Here is a 22434-nt window from a genome sequence, read left to right as displayed (position 1 = left end):
GGGCTAGTTCGCCTCCGGCCAGCCCACGACGTCGAGCACGTCGAGGACGGTATCGTTTGCCTGCTGGTTTTTGGCCTGCACGGCCTGGACGTCGATATCGAGCCTGTATGAGCCGCCGCGCGCGGCATCGTGGTAGTCGCCCACAAATCGCAGCGAGTCCATGAGGCTCTCCGTCATGGCACCGGAATCGAGCACGCCCCCGCATCCGGCCAATCCGCGGTAGTAGTACCACCCATCGCCGCCATCGATCCACGGGGACCCCTCGCCCGCGTTCACGTGAAAGGCGACGTTGCCCGAGGCGTCCGCACTCGAACCGTCGGGCGCCACCGACGTCATGCGCAGACGAGCGCGAACGTACTCAGGCTGCGCGCCGGCGTTCTCCACGCGCACAATGCGGCTGATGTCAGAGCCCCCGGCCTCGGTGTCGGGATAGTCGCCGCGCTCGTCGGCCTCAAACGGAATCTCCTCGCCCTGCTCGTTTAGGGTGTATTCGCAGACTCGTACCTTCACGCTGCCAAACGATAGGACGTTGTTCGCCGGAACCATATCAACGGTAAAAGCCAGCGTGCCACACAGGCACGTCAGGGCCAACAGCGCCATCGCGGCAAGCGCCAAGGTGCGTTTCTGATTGTCGGAAAGATTGTTGAGCATTACGTTCGCCAATCGTCGATCAAAGGGAGACCGAGATCCCGACCCGAAAATGGGGATGGGGAGCGGGCCGGGATCTCGGTGGAGGGGGTGGGATTACTTCAGGCCGTTAGCCCAATCCGTGGCAGCAGTCAAGGCAGACGCAGACGAACCCTCAGCGGTATTGTCTGCTGCGTAAATGAAGCAGTTGACATCCATCGTGGCAGGATTGGCGAAATCCTTTTGCTCGGTGTCCTTGGGAGTAGTCACCTGGCTGAACAGCTCGCCAGTCCACTTATCATCAGTCTTGCTGGCAATAAGCGGGGTAGCCTCGGTTCCTTCGCCAACATAAACGAAAAGGCCACCGAGATAATGAGTCGGCTCGCCCTCAACGGCGGTCGCATCAACGGCCTTCCAGCCAGAGTTAATGGTGAAGTAAGTCGTCTTGAAATCAGCGGTCCCGGCAGACGCCGTCTTGTTGTTCACGAAAACGTACACATATGCATCCTCGGATCCCTTGCCGATACCGACATTAGGATTCTTGGGTACAGACACGCCAGGGGCGAGCTTAGAGCCCTTAACCCATTTGGTCTCGGTCAGGTTGCCGTTGACCTTAGTGTTATCATCCGGAAGCGGCTGATTCGGATGGTCGGGATCGGTAGTGGGCTTGTTGATGCCCGCAGTGGTGAAGTTGTTGGTCAGGCTCGACTGCGCCGTCAGCCAGGCGTAGGTGCCCACGCCGGCAGCCAGTACCAGCAACAGCAAGGCGGCAACTATGCCGTAGCGCTTTTTCCTCTTGTTCTCCATCGTTCTCTTCCTTTCGAGAATCGTTTTCCCCGGCAACGGCCATTGCCGTTGCCGACACCTCTCCCCTGCCGCTATGGACGCCGCCCCCTCGCATGCGCGCGGGCATGCTTGTCCGCAGGCTCGTCGGGAACCATCCGATCGAGCACAATCGACGCCGCGGCCAGCAGCGCCAGAACGGCCACCACAACAAGCAAACCGGGCATCGTCGTGCAATATGCGTTAACGAAGCCCAGGTAAGGGACACAAAAAGAAACGACACCGATCACGCGCGAAAAAGGAGTCTGCTCGGCGTCGTGCATGATGGTTCCATCTGCATTTTTGTTTGCGATTCCCTGCGTGCTGATCGTCTGCGCCACAGGGTCGACCTCGTACACCTGGTGCGTCACTACGGCGCCGTCGGATCGGTAAAAAGTTGCATTGTCGCCCACGGCAATATCCGTTGGATCAACCTGGCGAACAAACACCATGGAGCCGACGGGAAGCTCGGGCTCCATAGAGCCCGAAAGCACTGCAAAAGGCGTGTATCCAAATGCGCGGGGAGCAAAAGAAACAACGGCAAGGGCTATGACAAGCGCGAGCGCCATGCTGCTAAGAAGTGCAATAAATCGTTTGAGTCCGCGCGCCGCCATAATGATTAATTCATCCCCATCGAGGCCTTATTCGACCCATCCAAAGGTCAGCAAGTTTCAACAGGAACCGCAAGGCGATTGAAAAGTGAGTCCGAAATAAGCCAATTTGGAAGCTTTTCGTAATAAAAACATAGCGATGTGCTACATATTTTTCAATGTTTTGTCGCTAAATGCTACTTATTTTGACGTAAGCGGTCATTTATCCCCAAATTAGTCTGTTTTATCCAATATCTGTGACTAATCCCTACGCAATTCATTAATAGAGGGTTTGATATTATGCGCAACCAAAAGAATCATACCCCCCCCCACATTAAAATTAACTGCTGGATGTACCATTTATTTTTAACCCCTCCTATTGGAGTTTTATGCTGCCACATATCGCTCGCAGCCCATAACCCTCAGCAAGCCGTGCCCCAGAATTCGCGTCCGGAGTGGAATGCGGTTTCCGCTTGCGGCCCCGTTGGGAAACCGCATCCCGTTTCTCGACCGAATACTGAGATGCAATTTCCACAGAGCCTCTCAACCGGAAACCACATCCCATTCCAAAGGCAAATTCCGGGGCACAGCTTCCGCACCCCCGTGTTAAGAAAAAAGCCTCGAGAATTTCGAGGCTTTCACATTTGTATTGTTTTGCACGAAGGACCGCGAACGGCGAAGCTACTCGCCCAGCACGGCCTTCTTGGCAGCTGCGGCCATGTTGTCCAGGTCCTCCTTGGTGGGGTGGTCCTTTGCGGCAACCCAGTTGTCGAGCAGCATCTTGAAGTGAGCGTTGTCGGGATCTTGCTCGAGCATGGCCTCGTAGCGCTGCTTGACCGCGGGGCCCATCTTGCCCTGGCACATCGCCCAGCCCGCAAGCTCGGCATCCTCGGCCAAATTGGACGATACACGGTCGATAATCTGCTGATAATAGCTCTGGTCGGCCCCAAAGCCGCAGGTGCCAAATAGGAACACGCGCTTGCCGTGCAAGGCGGAGAGCAACGCCGCGACCGAAGGCGTGCACGCGCCCTTGTCGCACCAAAAACCGACGAGCACCGTGTCGGCCGCGCAGGCGCGCTGCGCCTCGAGCGCAACCTGATCTGCATCCGCATCGTCGCTCAATGCCGCGGCATGGACAAACTCAACACCCGCAGCCTGCAGAGCGCGCTTGATCGCGCCCGAAACCATCCTGGTATTACCGCTCTTGCTGTTGACCACCAAAGAGCACGTCATAGTCACGTTGCCTCGTTTCCCCAAAACTAAAGCCACTAATGCAATTTATTAGATGAATATCTTAGTACTAACGTGACAGATGTAAACCACCTTCTGTCGATTGATTAATTTGCCCCACGACCGTGCTTACTGGGCAAACTGGCTGCGGTAGAGCTCGGCATAGAAGCCGTCTGCCGCCAGCAGCTCGTCGTGCGTGCCGCGCTCGATAATCTGGCCGTCGCGCATGACCAGAATGCAGTCGGCGTTGCGGATCGTCGACAGGCGGTGCGCCACGACAAAGCTTGTGCGACCGGCCATGAGCTCGTCGAATGCCGCCTGTACCTGCAGCTCGGTACGCGTATCGATGCTCGACGTCGCCTCGTCCAGCAGCAGAATCGCCGGATCGGTGAGCATGACGCGCGCGATGCACAGCAGCTGTTTTTGACCTTGGCTAAACGTGCCGCCGTCCTCGCCGATGACCGTATCGTAGCCGCCTGGCAGCTGCACGATAAACTTGTGCGCGTGCGCGCGCTTGGCGGCCTCGATAATCTGCTCACGCGTGGCATCGGGGCAACCGTAAGCGATATTCTCCGCCACCGTGCCCTCGAACAGCCAGGTGTCCTGCAGCACCATGCCAAAGGCACGGCGCAGGCTCGAGCGCGTGTAGTCACGCGACGAGCGCCCGTCCACCACAATGCGCCCAGCATCGATATCGTAAAAACGCAGCAGCAGGTTGATGAGCGTCGTCTTGCCACAGCCCGTAGGACCGACCAGGGCAAAGCGCATGCCGGGCTTGGCATCGATGCAGATATCCTGCAGCAGTTTGCGGTCGGGCACGTAGCTAAAGTCCACATGCTCAAAGGCGACCTCGCCCTTCGGGGCGGCGAGCTCTACGGCGTCCGACGCGTCGGGCTCCTGCTCGCGCGCATCGAGCAGCGCAAACATGCGGCGCGCCGAGGCGTACGCGGTCTGAATTTGCGTAATGACGTTGGTGACCTCGTTGAACGGCTTGGTGTACTGGTTGGCATAGGACAGGAAAATCTGCACGCCGCCCACCGTGAGCGCCGCGGGCACGCCCGTGATCACGCCCACGCAGCCGATCACAGCGACCACGGCATAGATGATGTTGTTGATAAAGCGCGTGCCGGGGTTGGAGAGCGAACCCATAAACTGCGCGCGCTCACCCGCGGTGTAGAGCTCAGCGTTGAGGGCATCGAAGCGCTGCTGAGCGTGCGGACCGTAGGCAAAGGCGTCGACAAGTTTCTGCTCGCCCACATACTCCTCGATATGACCACCGAGCTGCCCTTGGATGCGCTGCTGTGCTGTAAAGCTCTTGTTGGAAAGCTTGGCGATGGCGCCGGCTGCAAAAATGGAAAGCGGCGTGACGAGCACCACCACGAGCGTCATGATCAGGTTGATGGAGAGCATAAACGCGAGCGTGCCAACGATGGTGATAACGCCGGTAAAGAGCTGGGTAAAGCCCTGCAGCAGACCGTCGCCGACCTGGTCGACGTCGTTGACCACGCGACTCATAAGGTCGCCGTGGGCATGGCCGTCGATAAAACTGAGCGGCATGCGGCTGAGCTTATCGCTCGCCTCCACGCGCATGTCGCGCACCGTTTCGTAGGACAGGCGGTTGACGCAGTAGCCCTGCAGCCACTGGAAGGCCGCTGCTCCCACCACGACGAGCGCGAGTTTGGTAACGAGCGGCAGCAGCGCGTCGAAGTCCACCTGACCGGCGGCAACGATAAGGTCGATGCCCTCGCCGATGAGGATGGGCGTATAGAGTTGCAAGATCACCGAGATGGCGGCGCTCACAAACGACGCCGTAAACGAAATACGGTGCGGGCGAACATAGCCCAGCAGGCGGCGCGTCACCGCGCCCACGGGATAGCGCTCGGGATCACCGGGTTGGCGCGGGCCGTCGCCCAGGTCGTTGAGGTTATCGTTGCCGGACACATTAGCGGTCATCGTGGCGACCGAACCGGAAGAAGTATACGGGTTCATCTAGCAACCCTCCTTTGAGCAAGTAGGCGCAGGGGCAGTCGGGGCGGACGCGGGCACCGTGCTCCCCTGCTGGCCCTCGAGCTCCTCGCGGCGCAGCTGCGACTGGCAAATCTCGCGATAGAGCTGGCAGCTTGCATACAGCTCGTCATGCGTGCCCAGGCCCGCAACCGATCCGTGGTCGAGCACGCAGATCATGTCGGCATCGCGCACGGTCGAGACGCGCTGGCTCACGATGACCGTCGTGAGCGGCAGCCCGCCCTCGGCGGCACCGCGCACGCTGCGCTCGCGGATGGCATGGCGAAGCGCCGCGTCGGTCTTAAAGTCGAGTGCCGAGGCGGAGTCGTCCATGATCAGGACCTGCGGCGAGCCCACTAAGGCGCGCGCGATGGTCAGGCGCTGGCGTTGGCCACCGCTGAAGTTCTTACCGCCCGCCTCGACCGGGGCATCGAGCCCCTGCGGCTTGTTGCGCACGAATTCGCTGGCCTGCGCCATATCGAGCGCCGCCCAGAGCTCATCGTCGGTCGCTGACTCGTCACGCCAGGTCAGGTTGCTGCGGATGGTGCCGCTCACCAGCGACGCGCGCTGCGGGACGGTCGCGACCACATGGCGCAGCTGGTCGAGCGGCCAAGTGCGCACGTCGGCGCCCATCACGCTCACGCTGCCAGCGCTCGCATCGTACAGGCGCGGGATAAGCGAAACGAGCGTGGACTTGCCGCTGCCCGTGCCGCCGATAATGCCGAGCGTTTTGCCCAGCGGCAGCTCCAGGGTCACGTCATTGACGGCGTTGGCGGCGCCCGTGCCAAACGAAAAACTCGCATGGTCAAAGCTCAGCGCGGAGACCGGAACAGCGTCACCCGCCAGGTCGCTCGGCTCGGGCAGCGCAACCGGCTGGTTGTCCTCGTCGGTGATGCTCGGCTCGCAATTGAGCACCTCGTTGATACGCGACGCACTGGCGCTCGCCTTGGTAAAGACCACGACCAGGTTGGCGACATACACGATGGAGGTCAGGGTCTGCGTCATGTAGTTGACGAACGCCATGACCTGGCCCTGCGTGAGCTCGCCCACGTTGACCTGGATGCCGCCCACCCACAGGATGGCGCACACGCCCAGGTTCATCACCAAAAACGTGACGGGATTAAGGATTGACGAAAGCTTGCCCACCGCGATGGCGGTATGTGCCTGGTCATCGGCCGCTTGGGCAAAGCGCTCGCGCTCATGGTCCTCGCGCACAAAGGCGCGAACCACGCGGGCGCCCGAAAGCCCCTCGCGGCAAATGAGCGCGATGCGGTCAAGCTTTGCCTGCAGCTGCTTGTAGTACGGAATGCAGCGCGCCATGACAAACCAAAACACCAGGCCGATGGCGGGCGTGCAAATCAAAAAGATGATGCCGAGCTTAAGGTCGATGGCAAGGGCCGCGACCATGGAGCCCACCGCCAGGAAGGGCCAGCGGATGAGCATGCGCACGCCCAGCGCCACAGCTAGCTGCACCTGGTTGACATCGTTGGTGATACGCGTGATGAGCGACGGCGTGCCAAAGCGATCGAGCTCAGCATAGCTCAGCTTATTGATGTGCCCGTAGAGCGCGCCGCGGATGTCGGTACCCATGCCCTGCGAGGTGAGCGCCGCCATCTTTTGGCAGACGAGCGTAAACGAGATGCCGATCACGGCCATGGCGGCAAGTACCATACCGTAGTGGACGACGGCGTTCACGTCGTGCGAGCCAATGCCCTTATCGATCATCTGGGCAATCACGAGCGGCGTCAGCAGGTCAAAGATCACTTCGATCAGCTTGCACGCAGGGCCAATCACCATATACCGTCGAAACTTGCCACCAAAACGCCTGAGCAGCTCAATCATAAAAGGGCGCTCCCTATCATCATTCACACTCAATTCGAATCATGATAGTACGGTGAGCCCAAAAGAAGCGTAAACAACTCGTCATTTCTAATGGGATTCGGTTTCCAGAGAAGCGGAGAGGTGCGCACGCCCGGTCAGCGGCGCGCCAATCGATTGGTATACTTACAGTAGTGCTACCAGCTGAGTCGCCAACCCTTGAAATGAGGTGCCGAGATGAACGACATTCTCGCAAGAAGAGCAAGACGAGCAACCGTGGGCATCGCCCTTTCCGCGGCACTTGTCGCGGGAATCGCCCCCGCAACGGCGATCGCGGCAGAAACCAGCGCCCCCACCGGTGCAGTTGCCTTGCAGACGGAAGATGCGACCGCCGCAAAAGAAAAAGCGTATGCAGCCATGCAGGAAGCGCTCAAAAACCTCGAGGCCGCAAAAGACGCCGCAAGTCCCGAGAAAATTGCGAGATTCAATGATGACATTGCCCGTTTTCAAGAGCTCCGCGACAAGATGGTGGCGCAAGCCGCCGAATTGAGGGAATCCCTTCCCGCCATGCAAGCGGACGTCGATGCAGCCCAAGCCAAATACGACGAGGCCATCAACCGGGTAAGCGAGCTCCAGGCAAAATTAGACAAGAAACTTGAGGCGCTTAAGGCACTCGAAGCACTCGGCGACGAGGAGCTTGTCGAAACTACTAAACAGCAAATAAAGCAGTTGCGCAGTGAAATCGTAACGGCAAAAGCGCAAGAAGACTCTTGCAAAACAGGGCTCCGCGAGCGCCACGACGGCCTCAAAAGGCAGGAAAGACAAGTTAATGACTGTGAACGTGCTGCAGAGAAGTATAAAGCCAATACCGACCAGTTCATAGCCTGGCGAGATGCGCTCCTCGACAATTTGAAAAAAGCGCAAACGGCCTATGACGACGCCTGCAAGGCATACGAAGAGGCAAAGGCCGCGGCAGACAAGGCCACCTCGCCCGAGATAACGCAACCGACCGAGACGACGCCTCCCTCCAACTCGGCGCAACCGGCCGAGGCGACACAGCCCACCGGCTCGTCCGCGACCGGCAAAAATACCCCGCCAAGCTCCACCAAGCAGGCGAACTCGAGCAGCGGCAAGCAAGCAGATACGACCGTCGGCAAGCTTGCGAACACGGGCGACACAGCGCCGAGCGCAATCGCACTCGCAGCAATCGCCGCCGCAGGCCTCGGAATAACCGCCACGGCCACACGCCGCATCAGGAACTCAAAATAGCCGCCAGAGCATACTACCTTCGCCAATCCACAAACCCAGAGACAAAAAGAGGTCCGTTTCCCCAACCCAGGGAAACGGACCTCTTTACTTGAAAAACAGATGCCAACGCCGCCGTCTCTTGAACCACGTAGCCATCAATGCCCAGACAACACTAGCAAGCCGCATTCCTTAAGGGATAGATTTAATGGCTGTTAATCAAGGGGTATACGCGCACGCCCGATCAATGGCGGGCAAACCGCCTGATATACTTACATTAGTGCTACCAAGTGAGTCGCCGACCCTTGAAATGAGGTGCCGAGATGAACGACATTCTCGCAAGAAGAGCAAGACGAGCAACTGTGGGCATCGCCCTTTCCGCGGCACTTGTCGCGGGAATCGCCCCCGCAACGGCGATCGCGGCAGAAACCAGTTCCCCCACCGGTGCAGTTGCCTTGCAGACGGAAGATGCGGCCGCCGCAAAAGAAAAAGCGTATGCAGCCATGCAGGAAGCGCTCAAAAACCTCGAAGCCGCAAAAGACGCCGCAAGTCCCGAGAAAATTGCGGAAATCAATGGTAAAATTGCCGTTTTTCAAGAGCACTACGACACTTATTTGGCGCAAGCCGCCACATATAAGGAATCCCTTCCTACCATGCAAGCGAACGTCAATGCAGCCCAAGCCAAATACGATGAGGCCCGCAACCGGACAAGCGGCCTTGAGGCAGAATTAAATAAGGCAATCGACGACGGAGCTTCTAACGAAACTATTAAGCAGTTGCGAAGTGAGATCATGTCGGCAGAAAGGCGAGAAAAATCTTGTGAAGATGATCTTCACCACTGCCAACGCCGGCTCGAAAGCCAGGAAAGACAGGTTCAGTATTTCGAAAGTGAGGCAGAGGAAGCCAAAGCCCACATCGACGAGGACATAGCCAAGCGAAATGCGCTCCTCGGCGATTTGGAAAAGGCGCAAGCGGCCTATGACGACGCCTGCAAAGCATACGAAGAGGCAAAGGCCGCGGCAGACAAGGCCACCTCGCCCGAGATAGCGAAACCGACCGAGACAGTGCCTCCCTCCGGCTCAGCGCAACCCGCCGAGGCGACACCGCCCGTTGGCTCACCTGCAACCGGCAAAGACGCCCTACCAAGCTCCACCAAGCAAGCGAACACAAGCAGCGGCAAGCAAGCAGATACGACCGCCGGCAAGCTCGCAAACACGGGCGACACAGCACCGAGCGCAATCGCACTCGCAGCAATCGCCGCCGCAGGCCTCGGAATAACCGCCACTGCCACACGCCGCATCAAGAACTCAAAATAGCTGCCAGCGGTTATTGTCTTCGCCAATCCACAAGCCCAGAGACAAAAAGAGGTCCGTTTCCCCACCTAGGGAAACGGACCTCTTTAACTGCAAAAAATCAAACAACAGCACCGCCGCCTCTTAAACTACGTAGCCATCAATGCCCAGACAACGCCAGCGAGCAGCAAAAGGCACGGGATTAAATTATTCAGATAAATGTGACCCTTCAGGCGGTTTTGGTCGGCTACCCGCGAGTGCCGGCAGGGCGCTTGGTAGTCGAGCGATCCCGCAGGCAAAGCCGAGGACCAGCGAGACACCAAGCGCCCTGCCGGCACTCGCGGGTAGCCGCGGCACCAAAAAACGCCTGCGCACTCGATGGATTCGGATGCCCGACAGAGGCTCCTTATGGCTGCTTCCTTCCGGACCTGACCAGATTCGGAACATATCGTCATCCGAACCCATCGAACGCGCTAGGCGCTCGGTATATCTTACCTGCTCCCGCCCGCCACGGCAAGTGGGGCGAACCCATCGGATGGATTCGCCCCACTCGTCCATATCGCTAGCGGCGCCTGCGGTACAGGACCGCGCCGCCCGCTGCGGTCAGCGCGCCGATGCCGGCCATGGCGCCGAGCGCCTCAAGCGGCAGGCTGCGGTCGCCGGTGTCGGGCATACCGCCCTTGGAGCCGTCACCGCTAGCGCCGCTGCCGGAGCCGTTATCTGAACCGCCGCCCGAGCCGCCGCCCGGCGTGCCGGGGTTCTCGGGGGTGCCGGGGGTGCCGGGCTCCTCGGCGTAGCTGTTGGTGAAGACCGGCGGCAGGTTGGCGTCGCCCTCGTAGGAAACCTTCGCCGACAAATAGCCCGTCCTGGTGCCGTCTGCCGCCTCGTCGCTCACCGTGACGACGATCTTGTGCACCGCCTTGTCGTAGGTCACGTGCGCCTGGCCGTCGTCGACCTCGCTCACCGTGAAGGTGTAGGTGCCGGCCTGCTTGAAGGTCAGCGCATCGAACGTGACGCTGCCATCGGCGGCATTCTTGGCGGTCGACATGACCTTGCCGTCCCGGCTCTTGAGCTCAAAGCTAAACTGGCCCGCCTTGAGCTCGGCGCCCTTGAGCACCTTGGCGGCGCCCAGCTTGAGGGTGACGGGTGCGGCCTCGTAGCCGTTGGTAAAGGTCACCGAGTCGTCGCCCGTGGGATTGCCCTCGGCATCCGCCAGCTCGTGCTTGACGGCGAGCGTGCCGTTACCGGCATCGGTGACCGTCGTGCGCACGCGGTACGTCGCCTTGTCGTATGTCACGCCGCCCGCCGTGCCGGCGACCTCGCGCAACTCGTAGCTGTGCATGCCGGGCGCGGTGTAGGTGACGGGGCTGAGCGCGACCGTGCCGTCGGCGGCGTTCTTGCCCGTCGCCGCGACGCTCTCGCTGCCGTCGGCGGCAAGCTCGACCAACTGGAACTCGAACTCGCCCTCGGCCAGGTCACGGCCCTTGAGCTTCTTGTTCACCTCGATCTGGTCGGTAACGGAGCTCGGCGTCGGGTTCACGCCGTAGGTATTGGTGAACTCGAACGCGCCCTTACCCTCGGGCGTGCCCTCTGCGGGCAGGACCTCCGCGGCGAGCGTGCCCGCGTTGGTGTCCTCGACCACCTTGACCGTGAAGGTCCTGGTTGCCGTCGCGTCGTTGACCACACCGTCGACCGAACCGGACTCGCTCACCCGGTAGGCAAACGTCTTGGTACGCAGGCCGTCGCCGTCGATCTCGACGTCATCGAGATCGCTCGGCTGCCTGAACGTGACATGGCCCAGCTCGACGTTGCCGGCGGCGTCGTTGGTCGCCTCGGTCACCGTCTTACCGGAGGCGCCGACCGGCGCGGGCGCGCCGTCCAACGGCGTGATCTTAAAGGTGTACTTGCCCGCAATGTCGGCCTGCGTGAGGCCGAGTCCGGCCTGGCCGAGCGCCAGCGTCTTGGTGCCCGCAAGGTCGACCGTCGCCTCGTTGGTGCCGTAGCCGTTCACAAACGACAGCGTGCCGTCGGAGCCCTCGGGGTAGACCACGGCCACATCCAGCCCGCCCTTGCCGTTATCGGTCACCTTGACCGTGATATCGAAGCTCGAGGCGGTCGCCGTCACGCCCGCGGACAGCCGGTCCGTGCCGTCCTCGGATACGGTATAGGGAATGACCCAGGAGCCGTCGGCGGCCCTGGTGGCGATGCCGTTCGCCACCATCCGCTCGAGAGCGTCGGTAGTGTAGGCAATGGGCGAGAACGCAAGTCCCGCGGCCTCGCCGTCGCCGGAGGCCTGGTTGGTCGCGGTCGCGACCACGTTACCTTGGGCATCGCGGACGGAGAACGAGAACTCGCCCGCCGCCGCGGCTCGGCCCGTCAGCGTCTTGGTGGCGTTAATTGCCACGTTGCCCTCGCCGCCAAGCGTTCCGGTGGCCTCGTAGGAGTTCTGGAACGCGACCGTCACGGGCGCGGGCGCCGACGTGGCGTCATCTGCCGTGGAGACCTCGCTGCGTGCGACCTCGACACCGTCCTTGGCAACCGCGGTCGTGACCGTGAGTCTGCCCATCGCGGCGTCGTAGGCGGGCGCGATGGTCACCGTGCGCGGCGCGGTGTCGTTGGCGTAGCCCTCGCCGCCGAGCTTGGTCTCGGTGACGGTGAAGCGGTAGACCTTGCCCGCATCGGCGTCGGTGAACTTCACGTCGCTCTCCGCGATCCCGCCGATGAGGTCGACCAGGTCGGCCGCACCGTCATCAGCCGCGGCCACGGCGTAGGCGTCCTTGCCGGTCTTGAGGCCGAGCTTGGCGGCCGTCTCGGCGTCCGCGGTCACGGTGAAGGCGAACTGCCCCACCTCCATGGCGCGGCCGGAGAGCGTCTTGGACAGGCGCACGCCCGCGCGGGCCGAGTAGTCGAGCTCGGTCGTGTAGGTATTGACGAAGTCGCCGCCGCTCACCTCCGCGATCGCGGGCGTCGTGGCCGCGAGGTTGCCGGAGCCGTCATCGGTCACGGTCACCGTCATCGTGGCGACGTGGCCGTCGTAGGCCACGCCGGCGATGGCAGAGCCGTCATCGGGCCTGACCTCGCGCGCCGTGTAGGTGAAGGTCTTGGCGCGCACGCGCTTGCCGCCGACCTCGGCGAACTCGGCATCTTTGATATCATCGAGCGTGTAGCGGATGGGGCCGAAGTCGAAGGCGACCCTATCGCCCGCCTTGGTGCCGGCGGCCGTCACGCTGACGGTCTTGGAGCCGTCGGCAGATCCCTCGGGCATGGGCGCGCCGTCCTCGCCCGCGAGCGCGAACTGGAAGCTGTCGCCCTCCGCCCAGTCGCGACCCTTGAGCGTCTTGGTGAAGAGCCCCGCGGTGGAGACGTCCCTGCCCTCGGCGGCCGTTCCGTACGTGTTGGTGAACGCGACGGTCGCGCCGTCCTCGGTCACGGCGCCCTCGGCCTTGGAGCCGTCAGCCCCGTTGACCGCGGTCGTGTAGCCCTCGGCGGCGTCCTCGGCCACGGTGTAGCGCGCGCCCACAGGCAGGCCGGCGACGGTCTTCTCCTCGCCGTCCTTAAGCTTGAAGGCCACCTTGCCGTCCGCGAACGTCACGGCGTGCTCGCCCTTTCCGAAGGTGCCGGAGACGGGCTCGCCGTCCCCGTCGGTCAGCGCGACCGTAAAGCCGAACTCGCGCTGGCTGTCGCCGCCGACGACCGTCTTCTTGACGGTGAGGCTGCCAGTCTTGGCGATGTTGGTAAAGACCGCCGCCTCGACCGTGCGCTCAGCAGCGTCGCCCGCATCGTCGGTCAGCTGTGCAATCTTGGTCTTGGCAGACAGCTTACCGGCGCCGCCGTCGGTCACCGTGACGGTGGCACGATAGGTGGCCTTCGAGAACGTGAGTGTCGCCTCGTCACCCGACTGCTCGGTAATCACATAGGTATAGGTACCGGGCTTGGTGTACTCGATGGTACCGAAGTTGCCGACCTGGGCATCCTTGTGCAGCTCAATCGTCGACACGCCGTCTTTGACGCCCTTGGGCATAGGTGCCTCGCCCTGGGCAGTCAGCGTCATGGTAAAGGCATCCGATGTCATCCAGTTGCGTCCGGAAATCTTCTTTTGGACCTTGAAGGCGTTTTCCACCTTTGTGGACTCCACGCTGTAGACGTTGGTGAAGCCCACCTGCGTCGCCTGTCCGACGGTACCTTTCTGGGGGTTCGCCTTATCGACAACCGCAAAGCCATCCTCGCTCGTCATGAGCTCACCCTTGGAGTCGAGCTCCTGCACCTCGTAGTGCGCACCCGTGGGCAAGGTAACCGTGACGGAGCCGCCAGCCTTGAGCGCGATGGTGTCACCGCTCTTGATCTGTCCGCTTATATAAGTGCCATTGGTGCCGCCGGGGCGACCGGCGAACGCAAAGGTGCCGACCAGAGGCGTTGTGCCATCGGCCTGGTAGAGCAGCACCTTAAAGGTAAATGCCTTGTTGGGCGCGGTGATGCCTTCGGCGGCCGTGACCGTCTTGCTCAACGTCAGGCGCCCGTCAGTGACCTCATCGGTAGTGGTGTTGGTCTTGACGGCAGGGTTGTTGCCGACCGCCACCGACGCCTGGTTGGAAATATTGCCCGAAGCGCCACCGTTCTTAAACGCGTCCTCGGTCACGCGGACCTTAAACTGAACCGTGCCCTCCTTGCCGGCGGGAACGTCCGCCAGCGTCCAGGTGAGGTTGCCGTCATTGTCCTTGGAGCCGACATCCTTATGGTCGCCGGCGAACTCCACGAACTCGGTTCCCGCGGGAACGGCATCGGTGATCGTCACCGTGGCAGACGCGCCCTCGGTGTTCTTGTAGCCGATGGTGTAGGTGAGTTCGTCGCCCAGCGCCACGCCCGACTCATTCGAATCCTGGGCATCGCTCTCGGACTTCTTGGGCACGTAGTTGGTCGTGGTGCCGGTATAACTCTTGTTGCCGACCTTAATGGTGGCAGCATTGTTGACGGCGCCGACCGCACCCTGGGCGTCCTTCACGGCGTCCTCGGTAATCTTTACGCGCACGCGCACCAAGCCATAGCCGCCCGCAGGCTGTTCGCCCAGGTTCCAGGAAAGCGACTGGCCGCTCGCGGCGCCCTTATCGGCATACTTGCCCTCAAAGGCCTCGAACACGACGCCAGTGGGCAGCTCGTCGGTTACGGTCACGTTGGCCGGAACCAGGTTACCGTCGGCATCGACCGCAGTATTGGCCCAGTTGATGGTGTAGACGTAGGAGTCGCCCACAGAGAGCAGCTGCCCGTCGATGTCCACATTAGGCTCCGCGACCGTGCCGATCGTCTTGACCTTATCGTGCGTGTTGTGGAAAACGATCTTGCCGTTCTCGGTACCATCGCGATAGGTCACCTTGGACGTCAGCGTGCCGTCGTTGTTGTCGGTCACCTCGAGCAGCACGCGGCACGTCGCGGACGTATCCACGGGACGCACACCATCGGGCAGGTTGGCCAAGCACTCCTTTGCCACTAGGTTAAAGCTATAGGTGGTAGTGTGGTCGGCATTGTGTCGCTTGGTGGCAACGCCATCGCTGACGGCGTCGGCAAGGTCAATCGTCTGCTCATCAGTTCCGCTGGTGGCATCGCCGAGCTTAAAGTAAACCTTGCCGAAGTCGACCGTTGCGGTACCGTTCTCGCCCGCCTGGGTCGTGCCCTCATCCATCTTTTCGAGCGAGCCGTTGGCCTTCTCGGCATACAGGTCAAACGTATACTGACCCGCCTCGATCTTGTCGCGGGAGTCCATTACCTTCTCGGCAGCAAGGCCCTCAAAGGTTCCGGTCGCGATGTAGCTGTTGGTGAAGGACACCTGGGCCTTGGCGGTACCGCTCTCGGAGCTAAACTTCGCATCAGCGGAAAGCTCGACGTTCTTGGCGTCATAGTGCTTGGCCGTGGTCACGGTATAGAGCGAACCGTTATCGCGCTTCTTAACCGTAATCTCTACCTTCCAATAGGTGGAGTCGTACTGATAGCCGTGCTTGCCGCCGCCATTCTCGACAACCTTGTAGGTGAACGTCTTGTCTGCATCTTCCGTCGCGAAGGTCAGGCCGCCCAAAATGTCGGTATGGGACGTGCCATCGGCCTGCGGCTCATCGTTTGTCACGGTGAGCTTGCCCTCATCTGCGCGCAGCAGCTTGTTGAGCTTAACGGTCGAGGCGTTGTCTTCGCCCGTTACCGTAAAGCCAAACATGCCGGCATGCAGGTCGTGCCCATTGAGCGTCTTGACGATCTCCAGACCGCCCTGGAGCTCGTAGCTCGTTGAAGTTTGGTAACTATTGGTGAAGATGAAGTCTTCCGAGCCGGTCGCGCCATCGGCGCGGGCCACAAGCTTGCCGCCCTCATCGGTTACAGTGATGGTCAGGTTATAGGTGTGCGCGTCATACGTCCACTCGCCGAGGCCGCCATTCGGGGCCAGCTCGTTAATAGCAAACATATACGTGCCCGGCTTGTTGAAGGTGAGCTTCGAAAAGTCAATCTTTTCGTGCTCCCCGTCCTTGAGGGCCGCCGTCGTTTGCTTCTCCTCAGCATAGCCGTTGTCCACGCTCATCGAAGATCCGGTGATGAGCTTGCCATCGATGGCAGTCTTGGTAGCATCGTCAGCCGCGGTCATAGCAAAGGTGAACTTGCCCGGAGCATCGGCACCGGCAACCACCTTCGTCACGGACGGGGTGTAGGTTGCCGCCTCGGTGACCGTATAGGTGTTCTTGAATTTGACCGTCGCGACACCGGTGGACGTTGCACCCGACGGATAGATCCACTGGCCCTCGAGCTCGTCCTTGCCATCGACCTGCTTGCTTACCGCTGTCGTGACTCTAAGCGTACCGTCGCCGTTATCCGCCACGACAGCCTTAACCGTATGGACCGTCTTGTCGTACGTATAGCCCGTCGCCTTGTCGTCAATCTCGCTCACCGTATAGGTGAACGTCTTGCCGGCATCATTCTGATTGAAGATCAGCCCACCCGCAGGTGCCAAACTTACGGTCTTGAGAGCATCGGCCTCGACATTTGCGGTCTCAAAGACCTTGCCATTCGTGGAAATGCCAACCTTGCTGGCAGATGTCTCGTCAGCAGGCTTGACGATATAACGGAACGAGCTCTTAGGCGAGCCAAAAATGGTCGCGTCCTTGGGATACGTCAACGTCTTCTCGATCCACAGGCCGCCAGCGGCGCCATAGTCGAGACTTGCCGTGTAACGGTTCACAAACGAGACAGTAGGCGTCGTGGCGCCGGCCTCACTTGCATCGTACTGCTGCACGTAAGTATGCGAATCTTGCTTGAGCTGGACAATCTTTTCGTCCGTCAGCGCGCTCGCGTCGGCGCCGGCGCCCAGCAGCTCCGTCACACCCGCACCCTTGAGCACGGTCGTCACGGTGTAGAGCTTGGCAGGGTCGTTCTTGCGCGCAAGGACCTTAACGAGCACGATGGCATCACCCGTGTAGCTGGTGTCATAGGCGTAGCCGGCAGCCGCAGGCTGGTTCTCTTGGATGCGATAGGCAAACGTACGCCCCAGGTCCTGTTCCGTGAGCTCACGGGCAAAAAGCTTCTCTTGCCCGCTTGCGCCCACCACGGCACCGGACACGCCGGCCCCCGCAGCCGTATTGGATAGGCTAGCCTCGGCGCCGTCGACCGATGTCTGAACGCCGTTGTACCAAAGGCCCGTCACGGCAAAGGTAAACTGGCCCGCGGCAGAAGCGCGACCCTCAAGGGTCTTGCTGACCGTCACGCCATCAAAGGTGCCCGACGCATGGTATGCGTTGGTAAAGGCGGCCTTGTCGGTTACGGCCTTGTCCGCATCGGAGGCGCCGGTGTTGGCGTAGGTCACGCTCGACACGCGCAGCTTGCCCGTGTGGTTGCCCGACTCGTCCAGATCGGTCACCACGACGGTCGCGCGTGCGGCGTGCTTGTCCATGGACATGCCCGCCTGGCCATCCTGCGCAGCATTCTCGGTGATGTTGAAGCTAAAGGTGCCCGCGCGATTGAACGTCACGGTCGGAGCAGCTTCGGTGCCAACAAAGGAGAACGAGGCCACGCGTCCCGACTCGGGCGTGCTGGCGACTGCCTGGTTGGCGTTAACGGCAACAACCCCATCCTTCACCGCCTGTGCAGTGGTTTTGCTCAAACCAGTTGCGTTGGCATCGTCCGCAGCAGCGGTGAGGTTAAAGGTATAGCGTTCGCCCTGGTTCCAGTCGCGACCGCTCACAGTCTTTTGGCCCTGCAGGGTCACGCTCGTGGGCTCCACGCTATATATATTGGTAAAGGAAGGTGTGGCATCCTTGTCCAGCTGCTTTACCGAGCCGTCCTCTGCAACCTTGTAGTACTCGATCGAAGTCTGGATGCCGGCACCCTTCTTGGCGTTGCGCACCAAGGCATAATAGACCGACCCGTCGTAGGTCATGCCCGTAATGCTACCGAGATTCTCAGCGAACTTGTACACGTAGGCGCGTCCCGCATCCGCCTTGGCGGTATAGGAGATCGCCGGCCATGCCACCGTACCGTCAGCGTTGTTGCCCACGGTTACGGTATTGTCCTCGGCACCCTCGGGCATGGGAGCCGTCACGCTCGCATCGACCGTATTGGGACTGAACACAGCGTTGACGTCCGCATAGCCGCCAACGCCCTCGAGCGTAAAGCTAAAGGCGTTCTGGGAAAGCGGGAAACTCCCGGCGTTGTCGGTCAGGATCTTTTGAGCATGGATGGTGATCTTCGCTTCGTGTGTATCGTAGTGGTTGGTGAAGGTTGCAACCTTACCGGCAACATCCGTCTTGGTGTCGGCACCCGCGTCGTCGCACTCCTGCACCACCTTCACGCTCGCAACGGCCAGAGCACCGGCATGGTTATCCTCCACCACGACTGTCGCGGTATAGACGGCAGCAGAATAGCTTATGCCGTCCGCACCGGCATCGGAGCCGGGGATAACCTCCTTGATGGTATAGGTGTACGTGCCTGGCTTGGTATAGGTAATATCGCCAAACGTCGCCGGCTGGTCGTTGGTGAGCTCGACCGTCGCCACCTTGCTCTTGGCACCGCTGGGCATAGGAACGCCGTCGTCGGCTGTAAGCTGCGCGGTAAAGGAATCGCCATCGGCCCAATCGCGACCTTCGAGCACCTTCTTGGCGCTCAGACCGTTTTTGGCCTCAAGTGTTACGCGGTTGGCGCTGTAGTTGTTGGTGAACTCAAGCGTGTTTTCAGCGGGAATCTGTCCGCCCGCAAGCGCGACAATCTTGCCCTCGATGGTGTTGCCAGTTCCCGACTGCTCCTCGCCACCGACCTTACGTTTCACGAGGCTAAAGCCGGCCGGAAGCACCGACTCGTCAGCAGAGCCGGTAACAGTGTTAACGATGCTCGCCAGCACGTTGCCGCTGGACTCTTCGCCCTTAGTGGTGAGCTCGCTCACGCTATAGTTGTCGTCCTTCTGAAGGTCGTATACGCAGATGGTCTCGCCAGCCTTGATGGAATGGGTGCCGCCGTTCTTGAGCGTAAAAGATTTGCCCACAGCGTTGCCGTTCGCATCAAATACATGCGCCTCATAGCCCTTCTGGGACTCAGGCAGGGCGAACTTAAACGTAAACGTCAGATCTTTGCCGTCCGCATCCTTAGTGGGTGCAGTAAGCCCGTCATCTGCCGTCACGGTCTTAGTCACCTGCAGGCGCGCCACGCGACGGTCGGCATACTGCACGGCCGTACCCGTGGTAAACAAATGGTTGAGCTGAAGCGTGCCCAGTTCAGTACGGGTCTTGGAGGCATCGTCTATATATGCTGGGTCATCTTCCTGGTACAGGGCCATGCGGTTGATGCCCGTGTCGGCAAAGATGGTCGCCAGCTGACCGTCGCGCGCGCCACCGTCCTCGACATAGCGCAAGACCGACCTGGTTCCCTGCGTCGTCTTGTCGTAGCGCATGTGCATCAAGTTGTCTGTCAGAGAGGGCGTCACGCCCTCGGCGGTGCTCGCTTGACCCCACGTCAGATTGCCGCTGGCGTCATCGGTCGCGCTCTGTAATTTGCCCTTAATGTGCGTAAGCGTGTTGTCGATGGAGTCGGGAGAGCCAAACTGCGCCAGGGAAGCAATCAGCGAACCCGGGCCACTCATACTACGCACACCGTCGTCCACATCGCCGGCATCCACATACACGCCCGAATCATCCACAATCACCTTGGTAATCGTGCTGTTAATCTCATAGCCATCCGGGCTTTTAGACTCACGCAGGTAGTACGTACCCTTGACAAGGGGTGCATTATTTGCCGAATCGAGTGGGAAGCATGCAGCGCCCTCAATGTCATACGGATAGGTCATGCCGTTTGCCTGCACGGTGTCATACGGCGTGGCACCGGACTTGATGGCATACGCGCTGGGACTATCGCCGGTAACGTCCTTGGCCTGGTACAGCTCAAACGTCGCGCCGTTCACGGGCTTGCCCAGGTCGTCAACCTTCTGCACAAACAGACGGTTCTGAACGTTGGTGAGGTGGATCACCGTAGAAAACTGCCTGTTTATCGTTTGATATTGGACCATAGAGGTGTTGTCGATGGTTGCCTCCGCCAGAGACGATGCCGTGGTGTGGTAGACCGCTACGGTATAGTCGGCTTGACTCTTGTCTTGCAGCATGGCGGCGTATGTCTCGATATCGCCAGGCAGAGAGCTGACCGACACCTCGTAGTCACCCTTGGTGTTGACGGCAAAGACATTGGTGTCCGCTGATTTGGCAGCTTCGACAGCGCCGGCGATGCCGTGCGTGGAGCACAGGGTATATCCGCTAAGCGGGTTGCCCGTAACTGCCGTCCACGCGCTTTCGTCCGTGTCACCCATGCTTTTATCGGTGCGCTTGAGCACGACGGCAAAGGTCGTGCCCGAGCGGATGGCTTTACCCTTGTTATCCTGTGTATCTTCAGGGAGGGAGATGGTCTCCTTGGCGGCCAGATAGCCACCGTTCAGCCACATGCGGCTGCCCGTCCATTGGTTGTCATCGGCTGTTGTGACCGTTGTTTGCGGCGCAACCACCACGCCACCCGTACCGCTTGCAGCAGCCGGCTTGTACTGCAGATGCAGCTCGCCTCGCTTTGCGGTGGTCGACGAGGTCAGGCTCGAGCGGTATCCCGGGGGCAGGCCAACCTCTTTGAGCACAAAGTAATCATGTCCCTCGGAATGCTGGTTGTCGAACGAAAGGACCGAACCATCTGAGTTCAGAAGCACCAGCTGGCCATTGGCGTCCGTCGTGCCCCGGGCGATGGCCTCACCCTGCGCGTTCCAGTTGGGATCTGACCGATACAGGGCAAACGTGGCACCCTGAACTGCCTCGCCGTTCTGGTCGACCTTTTCGAGCTCAGAGGACGGCAGGGTGGTGAGGTTGAACTTGAGCGACATGTTCGATGCGCCCGCGCCGCGCTCCAGATAAAAGAAGCTCAGCGTGTGCTTAGTGCTGTCGCGGAAGGTGTTGTCGCGGAAGTTGGTGGTATCTGCGCCGGCGGCTTTGAACATTGCTTTGATGGTAGTATCCGGAAAATACTTTGGTGAACCATTCGCGCCATCAATATGTCCAACGCGCACCACACCAGTAGCGAAGTTAATATCAAGCGTCGCCTTCTCGTGGATACCACCCAGATCGCCCACGAGCACGCCGTCGATATAGACCCAGACGTCATCGTCACCCGAGAACTTAAAGACCATGTCATTGTTATCGGTGGTCTTGCCGCCCGTAGGCTGGACGAACTCCGTGGTCATGGACATGCCAAAGTGGTGGTTGAGCTTATCGTTCGTTCCGTCCGTTATTCCTATAGGAGAGAGCTGACCGTCATTCTCTTTAAAAATCTTGCCGGCCGAGTCAAAGGGGAAGAACTGACCCCGATTCGCATCTGACACGCTGTCCTTATATACGCCAGCCTTATCGTAGACGTCAAAAGAGTTGGTCGTGTGGTTATATACGGCATAGTTGCCGTTAGAACCATACGAGTCGTAAACGTAATAGCCGCCCTTAAGCTGGAAGAGACCCTTCACGTTGTTGTAGACGGCCTTACCATTCTGCTTGCCATTTGCCTGGCTGTCGCTATTAAAGAGATAGGCCAGCGACTCGTCGGTGTACGCACCACTCGTGTTATAGGAGGTGTAGGTGCCGGCATTGATCGACGGATAGCCATTTACCAGCGTGTTCTTCACAAACGAAAGACGTCCAAAGCCGCCAATATCACTTTTCCCGTCCACTTGTTAATGCCCGTGCCGGCACCACCATTGAACTTGAGCTGATGACCCTTATTGATGCCAGTGTTGTTATTGCCGTTGTCGTTATTGATGTTTGCCGAGCTATCGTTGTCGCCATCGACGACCCAATAGTCGAACAAATTGACCGTAGTGCCGGTGGGATTCACCGTCTGCACGGTATGGTTGCCAAAAGGAACCGCTTGATCGGCCGACGCACTCGTCGCACCAAACATGAGCGCACACGCCGCCAGCGGGACGGCCAAAACCCTCAGGGCACGCTTGGCGGTATTGGTTTTCTTGCCAAAAGGCTTTAGCATTTCTCGAGCTCTCGCACACGCGCGATACATGAAGGCCTCCCCAATCCATGAGGACGGCAAGCAGCGGCTCGCTATATATGTGTGTCGTCCCCATCGATGCAAATATACGCCCCCCCCCGCGCAGAAACGCAAGGCAGGACATCGCAATATACTTAAAATTGTAGCAATTTAAACGACCCACTATTCCGCGTCAGGTTGCCACTCGGTCGTCAAATCGAACCATTCGCGCCATCAAAGGGGTTCGGCGGGATAAAACCGTCGGCAATCTTTATCCCCACAGCCCCACAAGG

The 22434-nt window shown here is 60.1% G+C and carries 10 protein-coding genes and 1 other RNA gene; 2 read left to right on the top strand and 9 right to left on the bottom strand.

Annotated elements, in window-relative coordinates; all coding sequences use genetic code 11:
• Positions 1-3 precede the first annotated feature (3 nt).
• From AAAT03_RS07105 to AAAT03_RS07080, 6 genes are all read right to left on the bottom strand, one after another.
• A complete protein-coding gene (locus tag AAAT03_RS07105) occupies positions 4-651 on the bottom strand; it encodes a hypothetical protein (protein ID WP_349102967.1) in 648 nt (215 codons plus the stop codon).
• Between the two features lie 93 nt (positions 652-744).
• On the bottom strand, positions 745-1434 hold the full coding sequence (locus AAAT03_RS07100) for a hypothetical protein (protein WP_349102966.1): 690 nt from the start codon (positions 1432-1434) through the stop codon (positions 745-747).
• A 71-nt stretch (positions 1435-1505) separates the two neighbouring features.
• Positions 1506-2063, bottom strand: a complete 558-nt coding sequence (locus tag AAAT03_RS07095) for a signal peptidase I (protein ID WP_055251909.1) — start codon at positions 2061-2063, stop codon at positions 1506-1508.
• Positions 2064-2720: 657 nt separating this feature from the next.
• Positions 2721-3272 (bottom strand): flavodoxin family protein BilS, encoded by a 552-nt coding sequence (gene bilS, locus AAAT03_RS07090; protein ID WP_349103008.1) that lies wholly within the window; start codon positions 3270-3272, stop codon positions 2721-2723.
• Positions 3273-3398: 126 nt separating this feature from the next.
• Positions 3399-5258: an ABC transporter ATP-binding protein gene (locus tag AAAT03_RS07085; RefSeq protein ID WP_117779380.1), complete on the bottom strand. Its 1860-nt coding sequence runs from the start codon at positions 5256-5258 to the stop codon at positions 3399-3401.
• Positions 5259-7115, bottom strand: coding sequence for an ABC transporter ATP-binding protein (locus AAAT03_RS07080; protein ID WP_124786618.1), 1857 nt, complete (start codon positions 7113-7115; stop codon positions 5259-5261).
• 213 nt (positions 7116-7328) lie between these two features.
• Between AAAT03_RS07080 and AAAT03_RS07075 the strand changes: the two genes are divergently transcribed.
• Complete coding sequence (locus AAAT03_RS07075) at positions 7329-8360, top strand: hypothetical protein (protein ID WP_349102965.1); 1032 nt, start codon at positions 7329-7331, stop codon at positions 8358-8360.
• 299 nt (positions 8361-8659) lie between these two features.
• The gene (locus tag AAAT03_RS07070; protein WP_349102964.1) at positions 8660-9652 is read left to right on the top strand and encodes a hypothetical protein; all 993 of its coding nucleotides are present in this window, start codon (positions 8660-8662) and stop codon (positions 9650-9652) included.
• Positions 9653-10000: 348 nt separating this feature from the next.
• Here AAAT03_RS07070 and ffs read toward each other — a convergent pair.
• The 3 genes from ffs to AAAT03_RS07055 form a co-directional block, all read right to left on the bottom strand.
• An RNA gene (gene ffs / locus AAAT03_RS07065) (signal recognition particle sRNA small type) lies at positions 10001-10096 on the bottom strand.
• 94 nt (positions 10097-10190) lie between these two features.
• Positions 10191-21785: an FctA domain-containing protein gene (locus AAAT03_RS07060; RefSeq protein ID WP_349102963.1), complete on the bottom strand. Its 11595-nt coding sequence runs from the start codon at positions 21783-21785 to the stop codon at positions 10191-10193.
• On the bottom strand, positions 21782-22174 hold the full coding sequence (locus AAAT03_RS07055) for a hypothetical protein (protein WP_349102962.1): 393 nt from the start codon (positions 22172-22174) through the stop codon (positions 21782-21784). The genes AAAT03_RS07060 and AAAT03_RS07055 overlap by 4 nt, the downstream gene beginning before the upstream one ends.
• Positions 22175-22434 lie beyond the last annotated feature (260 nt).

The sequence above is a fragment of the Collinsella sp. CLA-AA-H167 genome, assembly GCF_040095305.1.
In the GTDB taxonomy this organism is placed as follows: Bacteria; Actinomycetota; Coriobacteriia; order Coriobacteriales; family Coriobacteriaceae; genus Collinsella.
The sequence above is the reverse complement of the archived record's forward strand: the minus strand, read 5'-3'. Positions and strand labels throughout refer to the sequence as shown.